We start from the raw sequence: 14,482 nt of genomic DNA on the forward strand, positions 1-14,482 counted from the left end.
CATTGAAAAATTGGCGCAAAAACAACTCCTGACGCAATCGGAGGCCCACAACCTGACCGAGGCTTACCGCTTCTTCCGAAAAATTGAACATCATTTACAATTGGAAGACTGGCGGCAAACCCATTTGCTTCCGGAAGAGCCCCATAAGCTCCAGGTTCTTTCCCGAAAAATGGGATTTGACACGATAGCGGATTTTGAAACAACTGTTCGGCACGTCTCTACAGGTGTCCGATCCATCTACCAATCCATTCTTTCTGAAGAAACAGCCCCGGAGCCGGATCCTCTGGAAACACTCCTCACCTCCGAATCATTAACTCCGGAACTTAAACTCACGTTTTCAAACATGGGATTTAAAAATCCCGCACAGGTTTTCAAACTGTTTTCGGGACTTTTTTCAGGAACCGTTCAACACCCTCTTTCAAGCACCCTGCGTAAATCCTTTCGCGCCATTCTTCCACAGCTCCTGGAAGAGCTCCAAAAACAGCCTTCACCGGACGAGGCTCTGGCTTTATTCACCTCGTTTGTCAAGGCGTATGGCAGCCCCCAAAACCTGTATTCTCTCTTTCAGGAGAACACCTCTGTGCTTGCGTTAACCGTTCAAATTTGCGGAAAGGCGCCCTTGCTGGCAAAACTACTCACCATCCACCCCGAACTTTTTACCGCCTTAACGACCCCCGAAACGCTCTATGAGCCCTTTGACAGGGAACGCTATTTTCGGCAGTTCCAGGAACGCCTCTCCGCCTTACCGGAGTCAGCCTGGATCGACCCATTACACGCATCGAAACGTGCCGCCATGTTTCAAATTGGGGTTCAGTTTTTGGCCGGGATCATCCCGTTAAACGACCTTTTTCTCTCTCTTTCCAATCTGGCAGGGGCCACACTGGAGCTGGCCCTTTCGCAAATTGCTCACGAGCGCCAGCCGCAAACCCCTTTCCCGGCCGCCATCATTGGCCTTGGGAAATTGGGTTCTCTGGAACTTAATTTTGGCTCTGATCTGGATGTGGTGTTCCTCACAACGGAAACAGAGCAGCCCTCTCTTCAGGAACAGGAAGCCGTCCTGCGGGAGCTTATTGCCCGTCTCAACCAGATTTCTCCCACGGGTCAGCTTTACAAAATCGACGTTCGCCTTCGCCCGGAAGGCGCAGGTGCCCCGCTTTTGATCTCGTTGGATGCCTACCAAAACTATCTTTTGAACCGGGCCGAACTGTGGGAACGCCAGATGCTGCTCAAAAGCCGGTGGATTGCCGGGAACCCCGAACCGTGGAAACAGTTGTCGGATTTCATCCGGGCGTATCTTTTTGCCCCCGGTCTCTCGGGTGAACAGGTTGACGAGATTTTCGCCATGCTCGAAAAAATCCACCAAAAATCCCGAAAAAAATTCTCACGGGAGATGGATCTTAAAAATAGCCCCGGCGGCATTGTGGACATTGAATTTCTGGTACAACTGTTTCAATTAAAGTACGGGAATAAATTTGCCACCCTTCAATCGGGACAAACACCGGAGCTCATCGAAGAATTGGGAAAACTGGGGCTGTTTTCGGCAAGAGACGCCCGCAGGCTGAGAGACACGTACCTTTTCTACCGCCGTATCGAAACCTACCTTCATATTGGATTAGAACGTCCGCGGGCCAAAATCCCCCTGAAGGGGGAGAAACTGGAGATTCTGGCCAAACTGATGGATTTTAGAGATGGGCGGGCCTTTTTGGATGAACTCAAATCCAAACTCACACAAACATCCGACAGGCTAAAATCCTTTAAAACGATTTTGAAAACCTCCTAACGTCTCACGCCCGATCCGAAAACTTATTTTGACAGGAGAAACTTATTTCGTGAAAATTCGTGTGAATTCGTGGGCTATTTTTTGTTCGTGGGCGGCTCTTTTATTTCAGAGAACGGAGGATGTTTTTTCGAATCTCGTCGATTTTTTCCGAATCCACGATTTTCTGCCCATTTTCATCCGTTACGTAAAAGCTATCGGAAACCTGATCGACACGGGTGGAAATTTTGGCCGATTGAATATTGACACCGCTGGAGGAAAGGGTCCGGGCAATCTGGTAAAGGAGTCCGAGGGCGTCATCCGTAAAAATATCAATAATTGTAAAATCCCGGGAAAGCTGATTATCGAAAACAATCTCAACGGGTTTACCGGATTTTTTAAGAGGGTGGCGTTTCCAGCGGCGTTTGTGCCGGGCAAGGAGCTCTCCCAATTCGATTTTTCCGGATAGCACGTTCACCAGATCATTTAAAATGTCTTTCTGAACAATTTCGGAAAATTGAATGTGCTTTGAAAAGGGAAGAACCCGAAAGCTGTCAATAACAAAGCCATCCTCGCGGGTAAAAATCTGTGCGGCGAAAATGCTCAAATCGTTTGCCGCCAAAACTCCGCAGATTTCCGCCAGAAGGGAGGGCCGGTCCCGTGTCACCACGGTCACGCCCCAGTGAGTCCGAAGATTTTTAAACTCGATAAACGCAGGATTGGCGGGAATCTGGCTGATGGCCAGCAGGTGGCCAGAAATTTCCTCGGCTCCAAATGATTTCAGGTATTCTTCCCCCATCATTCGGAGGTGATTTAGAATTTCTTCCCTTTTAAAAGGCGCCGGCAGAATGCCTAAAATTTCTTCTGCCAGATCGGACAATTCCTTTTCATCCAACGCCTCCGAAATGCACTCTCCGGATAAATAGCGTCTGGTACGCCGAAAAAGCTCCCACAATTGGATGGCCTTCCACTCGGACCACACCGTGGGATTAAGCGCTGACAAATCCCCGTACGTCAAAAGGTACAGCAACTTCAAATTCGTAACATCACCTACAATTTTGGCAAATTTTTGAAGCGTAGACGGATCTTCGCTATTCCGGCGAAAGGCAAACTGCTCCATTTTCAAATGATTTCTGATTAAAAAGAGCACCCGCTCCACGCGCTCTCCGGACAGGTTCCAGCGGCGAAAAACCCTGCTCGCCAACGCCACGCCATTTTCTGTGTGCGGCCCCGGAAGCGCCTTTCCTATATCGTGAAACAGGAGCGCCAGAAAGAGCACTTCTTTTTCAGAAATGCTCTGAAGTGTGGCTTTCAGTTCAAACGGATCCTCAGAGATTTTTAGAAGATCGGCCACATTTTCAATGGCCAAAATGGTGTGTTCGTCGGCAGAATAATAATGATAAAGATCGTGTTGCGCCAGCGCCGTAATAGCGGAAAACTCCGGCAGAAAGCGATCCAGAATTTCCAGTTCGTGCATAACCCGCAAAACCCGCCCCAGGTTTTTCGGATTTTGCATGATTTTCAAAAACACCTCCACCACGGCCGGATGATTCTGAAACTTGTCTGACAGGGTTTGGGATTGAAGATAAAGAGCATTTCTCAAAAATTCCCCCAATTTCAAATTGTACTCCTGCTGCCATCGGAAAACCTGCATGAGCAACTCCGGACGTTCGGAGAAAATCCGGGGAGTTGTTCCTTCAAAAACGATGGCATCCTTGAATTTCAGAATACCCGGGGCCAGTACCTCCCGGCTCGACCATTCTTTTTCCATTTGAAAATGAGAGCGGCTTGGAATAAACAATTCCGACAGAATCTGGTAACTGTGGTAAATTTTTCTCACATGCAAGTAATAATCCCGCAGAAATTTTTCCACGGCAAGGCGTTCTTCCGTGCCTCTCGTGGTAAGCCGGGAGGCCAAATCTTTTTGTAAGCCGTATTCCAGGCGATCCATTTTTTGATCCGTCAACAGATGAAGCTCATTACGAACCGACAGGAGAAATTCAAACGCTTTTCGGAGGGCCGTAAAATCGTTAGCCAAAAGAAAGGATTGTTCAAAAAGATGTTGCAGCAGGTTCATCGTTGCCGAGCGCACCTGTTTCCGGATTTTGAACGTCCCGGAAAAATCGGGATGGCTGCGGTACAACCAGAGCAAGGCATGAAAATCCCTCAGCCCCCCCATACCGTTCTTAACATCCGGTTCCAGCAGTTGAGGAGAATTCCCAAATTTCTTGTGACGAGCGGCTGTTTCGTCGAGAACCGTTTTCAGAAATGTTTTGTAATCGTTAAAAATAACCCGATCATTCAATACCCTTTCAACCGTTGAAGCAAGGGATTCATCTCCCCAGAGAAAGCGCATTTCCAGCAGGGTGGTTCGGAAGGTCCATTCATTCAGTGCAAGCGTCACCGCCTGATCGGGGGTCAGGACCTGGTGCCCCACTTCCAGGCCCAAATCCCAGAGTGCCCGAATCGCTTTTTCCAGGGCCTTCAAAAGAGCCTTATCCGAATCATCCACAATGATTAACAAATCCACGTCGGAGTTTAGATTGAGCTCACAACGGCCATATCCCCCCGGGGCAAATACGGCAATCGGCGCCCGCCTTTGTCGCAGAAACGATTCAAAAGTACGGCTTATAACGGCATCCGTCACTTCCGTTAATTTCAGAGCCACACTTACACCATTCCACATCCCCCGATTGTCTTCAACAATTTTTCGCCGCTGTTCCTGAAAGGACCGTTCCATTAGACGAATGATTTCCACCTTTTGATGATTTCGCGTATATGTTCCCCCTAAGCGTCCTCATCTTTTTCTGTTTTTTTCGAATAGGCCAACTGTTCCTCATCGATCAGATCGTCTTCCACATTCATTCCCTCGTCAAGAGGCTCAAATTCCTGCAGTGTTTCCAATCGATAGACGCAGGATTTATACCAGGGGATGGTCGGCCTCTCCTGAAAGATCGGCACATCGTTTCGAATGGTTTCAATCTGGAAATTGTCATTGTCATATTCCGTGAATTCGTACAGGATGTCCGTAATGACAATGTCATTCAGAACCAATAAATCGCGCTGCAGTGTTTGCCATTTTCTCAAAGAGGCCTCTGTATGCGTGAGCCCAAAAAATCCCGCCCGTCCCTCACCCGGTTTGAGCAGTGACAACCCCTTTTTCAAATACAGCAGAAAGGTTTCGTAGGCCTCCGGCGGATCGGTAATAAACACATCAAACTTCCCAAAGAATTCTTCCGGAACAGGGTTTCGGACATCATATTTGTGAACATCGATGGGAAGTTTCATCGAATGGATTAAATTAAACAGATAATCCACCATCTCATCATCGTACTCCAAAACGACAATTCGGTCGGGTAATCGCGTCAAAGCCAGAGCCACGCTCACCAAATCGGCATCGTTAACCACAACAATTTCCTTCCCGGGCGCATTGCCCTTCTGCACCATGAGCATCACCCGGCGGAAAATCGATCGGGTGGACATAATCCAACGATTCCTGACCGACTCGGGACGCGGATATTTTTCAAGAATTTCATTGAATTTTTCAATCAAATTTGCGTACGTCGACACATCGTACCCCGTACCCTGACAATGAATACAGCGAAAATCGGCTTTGGGGTAAATGCCATGCTGACGCAGCAAATCCTTGCCATTTCGTGTAAATTCTACGCGTGCTCCGACGAATTTAATAAACCCGCGTTTTTCTAACTGCTTAAGGGTCTCGGCAACCAGATTAAACGGCTGATCCGAAATATCCACAATTCTCCAGCCGTAAGAATCCGTTGCCATGGCCCGCAAAATTTTTTCGAACGAATATGTTGAGATTTCAAGACCCGTGTTTTCTGCAATCGCTTTAAATAATTTTTGCACCTCTGCCTCCTTAATTCAATCAACAAACGAACTGCATTTCCTCCGAAGCGGAATCGCAGTGACCCTCTTTACAAATGAAATAATGTGCCTGCTCCAAAAACCGCAACGTGCACAAATAACCGCTATTAGCTCTAACAAAATCAAGTTGTGATAATTCGTGGGAAAAGGTTTCTTAAAGCAGACTTACCGATTGTGCTACATAAATTTTTCTTTTAAAAAATCGGGAACCGCAATGGTTTCCCGCCGCCCATTTACAAATACAATGGTAATCCGGCTGTCCAGTACAAGCGTACCGGTTTTTTTATTTCGAATCATCTGGCGAAAAACCATACTTTTGTGCCCCACCTTCTCCACGAACCCCGTTACTTCCAGCCAATCTGACATGTGTGCAGGAGCCTTATAGTCCAGTTCAGCGCGGGCAACAATCATAAAAATATCTCTTTTCACCAGGTCTTCAAATGAAAGTCCTTCTTGCTCCAGATATTTCCCCCTTGCAAATTCCAAATAATTCAAATAGATCGCATTGTTCACATGCCCGTAAAAATCCAATTCATACGAGCGAACCTGCAACTCCGCTTTAAATACCTTTCCCATCCTCCTCCTCACAAATGTTTGGCCAAAACAAATGTCTTTTTAAGTGATCTCTGTTTCTTCCGGTTGACAAACAATTCCAAATAGGCAATGTAGATTCCCATCGGCAGGATTTTGCCGTTTTTCTGCCGCCCGTCCCAAATGCATTCATACGAGCTGCCAATCGGCTGGTTGTCCAGCAGGGTTCGAACCATCCGTCCGGCTGCATCAAAAACTCTCAATTCCGCCACAGATGTGGCGGTTTTCGTATGAATGGTAAAGGTTACAAAATCATCCTTCCCGTCGCCGTCAGGGGAAAAGGGATTGGGACTGATTGAAAGCCAGTGGTTAGTGGCTGTCGTGTGCAAAACAATACTATTTTGACATCCGGGTGTACTTCCCTCTCCAGCCACCGACGTGCTCCAGTTTGTACTGTCTGCAGCGATATTTCCCGGCCGAATTCTCTCCAGAGAACGCCCGTTCCGACCTCCCCACGAAGATGTGTACGCTAATTCATCACTAATCGTTCCGCTTAAATCCACCAAAAACAGCGAATCTCTGTCATTGTTGAGCGTCGGAAATTTTTTATCAATCACAACCCGATCCGGATTTACCTCCGGGTACCATGCAAAAAATGACGAGTCGCCCGCAACCACCAAAAAATCCCCCGGAAAAATGGCTGCCCCGCTTTCCAGAGACGCCTCCTTAGCCAGCGCCCGGTGATCGCAAACACTCCAATCCTGAATCGGGATTCTATTTTCCCCGGGATTGTAAATTTCCACCCATTCCGGCCAGCCCGGGCGCGGCCGGTACATCACTTCATTGATGAGAAGTGTGAATGGCCGGTATCCTTTCCAAATTTCAATCCGTCCGCTATTATTTTCACTGTCCTGATCGCCCGGAATTCTCCATTCTGCCAGGAGTTTGTGCTTTCCGGGCGCAAGACCCGAAAATGCCATTCGGAAAAAGACAGAGTCTCCCGGCGGCAGATTGCCCACAGATCGGGTTTCCTGCTCCAGACATTCATTTTCAGAAAAGAACCCGTCATCATTCCGATCGTCAAACATCACGATCCGGCTTCCGGAAATTTCCAACCGACCCTGATTTTTTAACAACAGGCTCACACCGGCGGAATCCGCAGCCTTTGAAAGGACGGGCATTGGGTCCAAACAGGTGAGCTTACCATCCACTAAAAGCGGATTAATCGAATTCGGGCATCCCGGAGTTCCACCCTCTACACGGCTTGCCTGCCACCCTTCACGGTGTTCGGAAGGGATTGAATATTCCAGACGCTCCAGGGAATGCCCCGGAGAGGTTTCCGGCCAGCGGGAATAATCCACATGATCCAGCGGCAGCCCGGTGGGATCAAAAATCCACACCTGATCCCCCGAATTGTTGAGCGTCGGCCATCTGCGAACAAGGGTCTCATGCCCTGCAAGCGAATCCGGAAGATCGGGAATATGCGCCTGCGCCAAAATCCAATAATTCCCGGGAGGCAGTTTTTGGGGCGTGTCAAAAAGGGTAACTCCGTGTGTGGTCGTTTCGTCCGAAAACCGCCACCGGTACAATTGGAGCGTATCCGGGGAGATATTTTTAATTTCGACCCACTCCGGGAATCCCGGAAACGGACGGTACATAATTTCATTCACGCGCAAGACATCCGGTGAAAACTGCACCACCCCCACCACTTTTCTCGAATTATTGGACGGGTTTTCGTCACCTGGCCAGTCAATCAAAACCAAAAACGAATGAATCCCCGGTGACAGGCGGCCGAGAGAAAGTGCAATTGAAACCTTTTTATTGGGCAAAACACTTCTTCCGATCGGCCACAAACCTCTCTGTTCAGAAGATGTAAACCGACCATCAAGGTCTTTATCCTCAAAAAGTACAAGCCGGCTGTCCGATGCAGGGGTTGTTCCCACATTCCTAACAACGGCTGTTCCCGAGAATTCTCCCTCCTTTTGAAGAAGAACGGAATCCCAGTTCACGGAAACGAGCGCCAAATCCCTGGCAGAGAGCGCCACGCTGTTTTTAAATCCGGGTGTCCCGTTCAGTTGAAGAGAATTTGCCCAATTATTTTCAGGAGAATCCTGAAAGATGTTGATTTTTTCATCAGAATGACCCGGCCGGTTATCCAGCGTGTACCGGTAGGCATCCACCGTATCCCCGCGAGTGTTTACGAGGCTCACTTTTTCAGCCACAGAATTACTCAGTCCCCCGCTTCCGAAGGAGTTATCGGCAATAGTTAAAACAAGCGCATCTTCAGGAATCAGGCTGTCATAGGTTGTAGAATGTGAAAAATAACCAGAATCCAGTATGATTCCAAACTGTCCCGGCGCCAGTTTCAGGCCTCCACCTGCATCTTTAATGAGGTCCAGGGATTTTTCATCACCCACACGCCAACCCGAAAGCGAAATTGTATCCCGAAGGCTGCGATTTTGGATCTCGATAAACTCATCGTAATATTCGCTTCCAGCGGGATCAAACATAATCTCGGACAGACGTACCTGTGAAAATACGGTTTCGGCCGTACCCGAAAGAAAAAGAAAAACCACCCCAATTAGGAGGATTCTCATCGCCTTCCCCTGCTGGCTAATCTAAATTGTGAGATACTCTCCTTGGAGGCAAACTATTTTACCCTTTGCAATCCGCATTCGGTAAACATTAAAAAAGGCATGAGAATGAAACGTTGCCCCCGATGAGCTTTCAACGTGGGTTACACACTTGTTTACAGGTGATGCTCTTTTTAAAAATTCAGCCCAGACCAAAATACATCCGCTATTTGGCCTCCCCTCCTCCTACAGCAGTCCCTTCCGACGGCGAATACTCCATTCAATTACAAAGAGAAAAATAATTACAGCCAGAAGCAGCCAGACATTCCAGAGCGTGTACGTATTTTCTGAAGAAAGCTCCCGACTTGAAAATTTCAGATCCTTTTTCAAACGGGACACATTCCGGGGAAGGTAAAATGTTCCAGATGTACGTGCAGAAATTTGTTGCAATAATTTTTCATTCATCCGTGTCTGCAAAAACTCAATCTGGAATTCTCCCGCGGAAAATTTACCGGACGCCGTACCTAATTTCATATCATTTAAGAATGCTGTCCCTTTGTATGTGTAGGTTCCCGCGGCCGGAATGCGAAATCTCCCCTCATATTTGCCGTTGCCAATATTATCCAATAAAAGGGTCAGGGTATCTTTTCCGCTTTTAACCCTTACTTTAAAATCAGCGCCATCCACAGGCTTAAAAGCCTTATCGTAAACCTGTCCCAGAAAAACAGCCTCTTCCCCACTCCGATAGATTTGCCGATCGGTTTTTAGTTGAACGGGTTTGGTTTCCATTCGCGTAGCCAGCCAACGGACTGTCCGCGTCAGGAATTTTTGCAGCACCTCGTCATTTTTCCCGATTCCCCACATCATCAGGTCCCATCGCCAGACATTTTCAAACATGAGCGCTACACTCTTCTCTTTCCCCACGTTTCGCACCAAAATGAGAGGCTTTTTAAACTGGACACTTGGCGGCAGTTTTGATTTTGCCGGATCCACAACCGCCAGAATCTTGGTTCCGGGAAGTGGTGAATAGTTCTGCAAATAGGTATCGACAGGGGGAAGATCCTGCCAAAGTCCAAGGGTCGTTTCCAGATTGTCCCCGACGCGCAGAATGTCCTCCACTTCTCCTGCAGGTGTCAGCTGAAGATAAACCTCGCGCAGCTGCCGCGGGGCCTGATCCACCTTGAAGGGAAGAACCGGTTGTAAGAAGCGAAGGTCGCTATTTTGCAGATTTTCCCCTTCGATAAAAAGCAGTGAATGCCTGGGCCCGACAAGCTTTTCATCCAAAAACTTCCGCAGATCCGAGCGTACTGTCCAGCGCGGAAAATCAATGAGTACAAATGCATCAAAATTTACGGAAAACCATTTTCGCGCTCTTGGAATGACGTAATAACCCCCGCCGCGTTTTTGCGCCAGAATCGTCACATCCATGTTTTTGTCGTCATCCAGAATCCGACGGACAAATTTTACATCGGGTGAGGGCCCGCCTGCCAGAATAAGCACCTTCAGCTTGCTTTTTAAAACCTTCACATAAAAGCTGCGCCGGTTGTTGATCCGGGTAAATTCGGACTTTAATCCGGAAATCGAAACCTCGTATTTTTGAAATCCTTCGCGGAGGGGGGTAAAAAACAGGTGCACAACCTCCTCCTGATTCGACGGCCCAAGGGTGAGCGGCTTTGAATCCAGCACTTTTCCCGCCTGCTTGAGAAAAACCATCACCTTTTGTCCTTCAAATCCGAAGTGGGTCACTACCACATCCACCGGAACCCTGTTTTTGGCATAAACCACTTCATTCGTCAGTACGCGGGCAATCAAAACATCCTTTTTCTCTGTGGGATCACCGATTCCGACCGTGTAAACGGGAACATCATAATTCTGTGCCAGGTAAACCGGATTTTCGCCCGTATTGTAAATGCCGTCCGAAATAAGAATAACCGCTGAAAAATAGTGATTGAGCAGGTTTTTCCGAACATCCTGCAGTGCCTGTGAAATATCGGTCCCATCCCCTGTAAAGCTCAAAGAGTCGATATTTAACTTTTGTATGGGTTTTGCATGAACAGAAAACGAAAAATAATGCAGGTTGCAGACCGGATCAATTTCCCCAAACACCTTATTTTTAAGGACAGATTTTGCAATATCCGAACGACGCTGGTTTCCATCTTTGATGGACATACTTCGGGATGTATCGATCAGAACGGCGATATCCGGTTTTTCCACAAAATGGCGAATAATGTGCAGAACCGGATGAAAGAGCAAAAGAATAATGAGCAGCAGCGCCACCCCCCGCACGATTCCAAGAAAAATTCTTAAACCTCTGGAGAGCGGCGGATAGGTTTTCCGATACAACCAGACGACCATAATCAGGGACAAAAGCGCGAATCCCGCCAACAGAACCGGACTCCCCTGAATGGAAAAACTCCAACTGACACTGCTGATCATTCCTGGCTCAACCCTCCGCCACTGCAGAACGAGACACCGGCAGTTTTAGCGATGGATTGGCATCCAGATCATAGGGGGATGAAATACCCTGCTCAAGGTAGAATTGTCCCGCTTTTGCAATCATGGCCGCATTATCTGTGCAAAATTCCGGCCCCGGCAAAAAAACCTCCACTCCACTTTTCTTTCCCATCTCGACAAAGGCCGCTCGCAGAGCAGAATTCCGTGCCACTCCCCCTGCCAGAGCTACCCTCTGATGCTTTAGCAAAACCAGTGCCTTTCGTGATTTTTCCACCAGGACATCTACCACGGCCTGCTGAAAACTGGCCACAATATCTGCAAGATGATCTCGAACAAATTCATCTTTTTGAGATTCAAGGTAGGTCAGCACGGCGGTTTTTAAACCGCTGAAACTAAAGTTCAAATTCCGGGAGCCCATCCAGGCCCTGGGGAATTTGACAAAATCGGGATTTCCGTTCTTTGCCAGCCGATCAATCTCGGGTCCGCCGGGATAATCCAACCCCAGAAGTTTAGCCACTTTATCGAAAGCCTCTCCCGCGGCATCATCGATTGTCTTTCCCATAATCGCATATTTACCCCAATTCTTAACATCCACCAACTGGGTATGCCCCCCGGACACAACCAGGACCAGAAAGGGCGGCTTCAGACGAGGATGTTCCAGAGCATTTGCAAAAATATGACCTTCAATGTGGTTTACGCCCACCAGAGGTTTCCCAAGGGCTGCGGCTATTCCTTTTGCCACGTTGAGGCCCACCAGAAGGGATCCAATGAGACCCGGGCCGTATGTGACAGCCAGGGCATCGATGTCGGTTTTTTTAAGGCTGGCCTCATCCAGGGCTTTTTGAATAATGGGCAGTATCGCCTGAATATGGGCCCGGGAAGCCAGCTCCGGCACAACCCCTCCAAACGCACGATGGACATCCAATTGAGACAAAATAATACTGGATTCAAGTTTGCCGTCAACCAGAACGGCAGCAGCCGTTTCGTCGCAGGATGTTTCTATTCCCAATACTTTCATAAAATTACTTTCGGATCTCCCGCGTTTTTCTCCCTATTCCACAATCACCTTGAAGGTGTGTGGAAAAGCATTTGAAAAACGCGTTTCGGGCGGCAATTCGATAATAGCCTTATAGTTGCTCCGCCCTGCTTCTCTCTGTTTATAATCGATGTAGACGTTAATATCTTTTGTCGTAATCGTATCCAGTAAACTCACCCCGCCTTCGATAGTAACAGAGATTGTGGACGGAATAACCCGTACCTGTTTGTTCTTTGGCGCATGAACCAGATGAACGGGAATGTCTTTAATGGTTTTTTCACCCAATTGCTGGACATCAATCTGATAATGAACGACTTCCGGAACAACAGACACAAATTTATTGCGAATATTTTGCAGACGCACATTTCCTGAAATATCGGACTTCACATGACTAAAAAATAATTTTTGGGTATAAATGACATTCAGCGTATCCACCACACCCTTTGGCCCGGAAACATGTACAACAGAAGGCTCGGTTTTTATTGCACCCACAATGGTGTACCCGGGTTCCAGAGAAACAGACACATTGGGAACCACCCGAATATTTTTTTCGGATTTCCGTTCCAATCTGATCACAACGGTATCGGGCCGGATAATCTGAACCACCTGAACGGAAAGTGTGGGAGGAATTTCCACCATTTCGGGACGAAGGCGAAAAATAGCCAGTCTCCGGTAGCGCGAGAGGTCCAGGCGTATTTTGCGGTCAGAACTTTTAAGCGCAAACAGGGATTTCCCCTTTCCCCGAAATTTGACCAGTACTTCCTTGGGATAATTGTTAACGATCAGATAATTCGACCGCACATTAACCGGAACAATTCTTACTGGAATATTGTATTCATAGGTATCCTCAAGAGACACATAAAACCAGAGTAAAATGGCAAAGGCCAAAATAAACAATTTTATCTGGTAATCCACAAAAATTTTTCGAAAGATCGTAACCATGAAGGATATACCCAAACTTTAAAACACGTTTGCCAAAGAGACACTTCGCTTCCAATAATCCTTATTTTTTCAAAACGATTCTTCGCTTCCGGTTGGATTGTGTAATGGCCTGGCCATAGCTCACATCCCCATTATCAATACGAATGTTAAAGCCGCAATCCGGATTCGTGCACACCCAGGCCTTGTACATTATCGTTGCTCCATCCCGTCCATAATCAGACAACGGTACCAACACACCACTGCTGCATTTTTGGCACTCCGGAAAAACAATTTCGTCCATCCTCACCTCCACAAATTTAAGAATTCACACATTTGAACACGTTTAACAGAGGGCTTCATGAAAGAAGGTTCGTGTGTGAACTATCCGCCTTTTTACTATTCCCAACCAATTTTTTGAAATTTAACGATTTTTATCTGAAAAAGCAACTATTTTTCTATTGATTTTTAAAAGGTTGCCGGCAGGTAATTTGGGACAGATACGGGAACCCGCGGACAGGCGAACCCTGCTAAATAAGAAGTCCTGTCAAAACAGCAACGGCGTTCCCGAAAATCAACGTTGGCCAATCAAATTCTCCCCTGAGGAGCACTCGTGCCCCAAAAACAATCAAAACTCCCAACCAGAACCATCCCCCCAGGAATGCGAAAAGCACCAGAAGAAATCGCTCCACATATCCGGGGACCCGCTCTCTAAATTCGGGAAAAACCAAGTTTTTTCTTTTTTTCTTTTCCAGACGGGAATTAATGAATTGCTGGACATAAAAAACAAGAGGCGCAAGCGCAAAAACAGCAAAAACAAAACCGGAGAGCTGAATAACCAGTGTTCGATCGGAATAAAAGGGCATAGAATAATCGATGTGAAGGGTCGTGTGTATGCCCAAAAAGAAAACCGTTACCAGCCAGATTGTGGCAAAATGCAGGAACTGATCAAAAAGAAAAAGAAAAATATTATCTTTTAAAACCGTCTGGGTGATCCAGATTTTTCCGGAATCATAAAAGACATGTGAGATAAAAAGAATAAAAAGTACCAGCCAAAACGAGGGATACCCCAGAAAAGGGATGGTAAAAACCATATTCATCACGGCACAAATGGAGACATGCAAAAGAATTCCCCATTTGTACTTGTTTTTATAATGGAAAATGGTATCCGTTTGCAGAGGAAAATCCCCTACCAAATGGGCCAAAACAAGCAGCCAGAAAAGATCCATAGAATACCCTGACTCGCCAGAGGTGGATTCAATCAGAATTTAAAGAAAACAGGATTGCGGTTTTCAGAAACTCATTAAAAAGGAAAAGCCGTCTCAA

Annotated in this window: 10 protein-coding genes; 1 reads left to right on the plus strand and 9 read right to left on the minus strand. The window is 47.1% G+C overall.

Going from position 1 to position 14,482, the window contains the following annotated elements; all coding sequences use genetic code 11:
• The coding region (locus GXO76_05695; protein NOY77346.1) for a hypothetical protein at positions 1-1,780 on the plus strand (1,780 nt) is incomplete at its 5' end.
• Positions 1,781-1,880: 100 nt separating this feature from the next.
• Here the strand turns inward: GXO76_05695 and glnD are convergent.
• From glnD to GXO76_05740, 9 genes are all read right to left on the minus strand, one after another.
• The gene (gene glnD, locus GXO76_05700) at positions 1,881-4,496 is read right to left on the minus strand and encodes a [protein-PII] uridylyltransferase (protein ID NOY77347.1); all 2,616 of its coding nucleotides are present in this window, start codon (positions 4,494-4,496) and stop codon (positions 1,881-1,883) included.
• 47 nt (positions 4,497-4,543) lie between these two features.
• Complete coding sequence (locus GXO76_05705) at positions 4,544-5,626, minus strand: bis-aminopropyl spermidine synthase family protein (protein ID NOY77348.1); 1,083 nt, start codon at positions 5,624-5,626, stop codon at positions 4,544-4,546.
• A 195-nt stretch (positions 5,627-5,821) separates the two neighbouring features.
• A complete protein-coding gene (locus GXO76_05710) occupies positions 5,822-6,220 on the minus strand; it encodes an acyl-CoA thioesterase (GenBank protein ID NOY77349.1) in 399 nt (132 codons plus the stop codon).
• An 8-nt stretch (positions 6,221-6,228) separates the two neighbouring features.
• Positions 6,229-8,772 (minus strand): hypothetical protein, encoded by a 2,544-nt coding sequence (locus tag GXO76_05715; protein ID NOY77350.1) that lies wholly within the window; start codon positions 8,770-8,772, stop codon positions 6,229-6,231.
• Positions 8,773-8,994: 222 nt separating this feature from the next.
• Complete coding sequence (locus tag GXO76_05720; GenBank protein NOY77351.1) at positions 8,995-11,184, minus strand: VWA domain-containing protein; 2,190 nt, start codon at positions 11,182-11,184, stop codon at positions 8,995-8,997.
• A gap of 7 nt (positions 11,185-11,191) precedes the next feature.
• The gene (tsaD, locus tag GXO76_05725; protein NOY77352.1) at positions 11,192-12,220 is read right to left on the minus strand and encodes a tRNA (adenosine(37)-N6)-threonylcarbamoyltransferase complex transferase subunit TsaD; all 1,029 of its coding nucleotides are present in this window, start codon (positions 12,218-12,220) and stop codon (positions 11,192-11,194) included.
• A gap of 33 nt (positions 12,221-12,253) precedes the next feature.
• Positions 12,254-13,153 carry a hypothetical protein gene (locus tag GXO76_05730; GenBank protein NOY77353.1) on the minus strand — a complete coding sequence of 300 codons (900 nt, stop codon included), beginning with the start codon at positions 13,151-13,153 and terminating at the stop codon, positions 12,254-12,256.
• Positions 13,154-13,241: 88 nt separating this feature from the next.
• A complete protein-coding gene (locus GXO76_05735; protein NOY77354.1) occupies positions 13,242-13,460 on the minus strand; it encodes a hypothetical protein in 219 nt (72 codons plus the stop codon).
• A 226-nt stretch (positions 13,461-13,686) separates the two neighbouring features.
• Positions 13,687-14,385, minus strand: a complete 699-nt coding sequence (locus GXO76_05740) for a DUF3307 domain-containing protein (GenBank protein NOY77355.1) — start codon at positions 14,383-14,385, stop codon at positions 13,687-13,689.
• Positions 14,386-14,482: the final 97 nt, after the last annotated feature.

Source organism: Calditrichota bacterium, from assembly GCA_013151735.1.
In the GTDB taxonomy this organism is placed as follows: Bacteria; Zhuqueibacterota; JdFR-76; order JdFR-76; family BMS3Abin05; genus BMS3Abin05.

What these genes read in the sequence shown, in the direction of transcription:
- GXO76_05710 (NOY77349.1), bottom strand. Translation starts at nt 6,220, where the DNA reads ATGGGAAAGGTATTTAAAGCGGAGTTGCAGGTTCGCTCGTATGAATTG.
- GXO76_05735 (NOY77354.1), bottom strand. Translation starts at nt 13,460, where the DNA reads ATGGACGAAATTGTTTTTCCGGAGTGCCAAAAATGCAGCAGTGGTGTG.
- glnD (NOY77347.1), bottom strand. Translation starts at nt 4,496, where the DNA reads ATGGAACGGTCCTTTCAGGAACAGCGGCGAAAAATTGTTGAAGACAAT.
- GXO76_05720 (NOY77351.1), bottom strand. Translation starts at nt 11,184, where the DNA reads ATGATCAGCAGTGTCAGTTGGAGTTTTTCCATTCAGGGGAGTCCGGTT.
- GXO76_05740 (NOY77355.1), bottom strand. Translation starts at nt 14,385, where the DNA reads ATGGATCTTTTCTGGCTGCTTGTTTTGGCCCATTTGGTAGGGGATTTT.
- GXO76_05715 (NOY77350.1), bottom strand. Translation starts at nt 8,772, where the DNA reads ATGAGAATCCTCCTAATTGGGGTGGTTTTTCTTTTTCTTTCGGGTACG.
- tsaD (NOY77352.1), bottom strand. Translation starts at nt 12,220, where the DNA reads ATGAAAGTATTGGGAATAGAAACATCCTGCGACGAAACGGCTGCTGCC.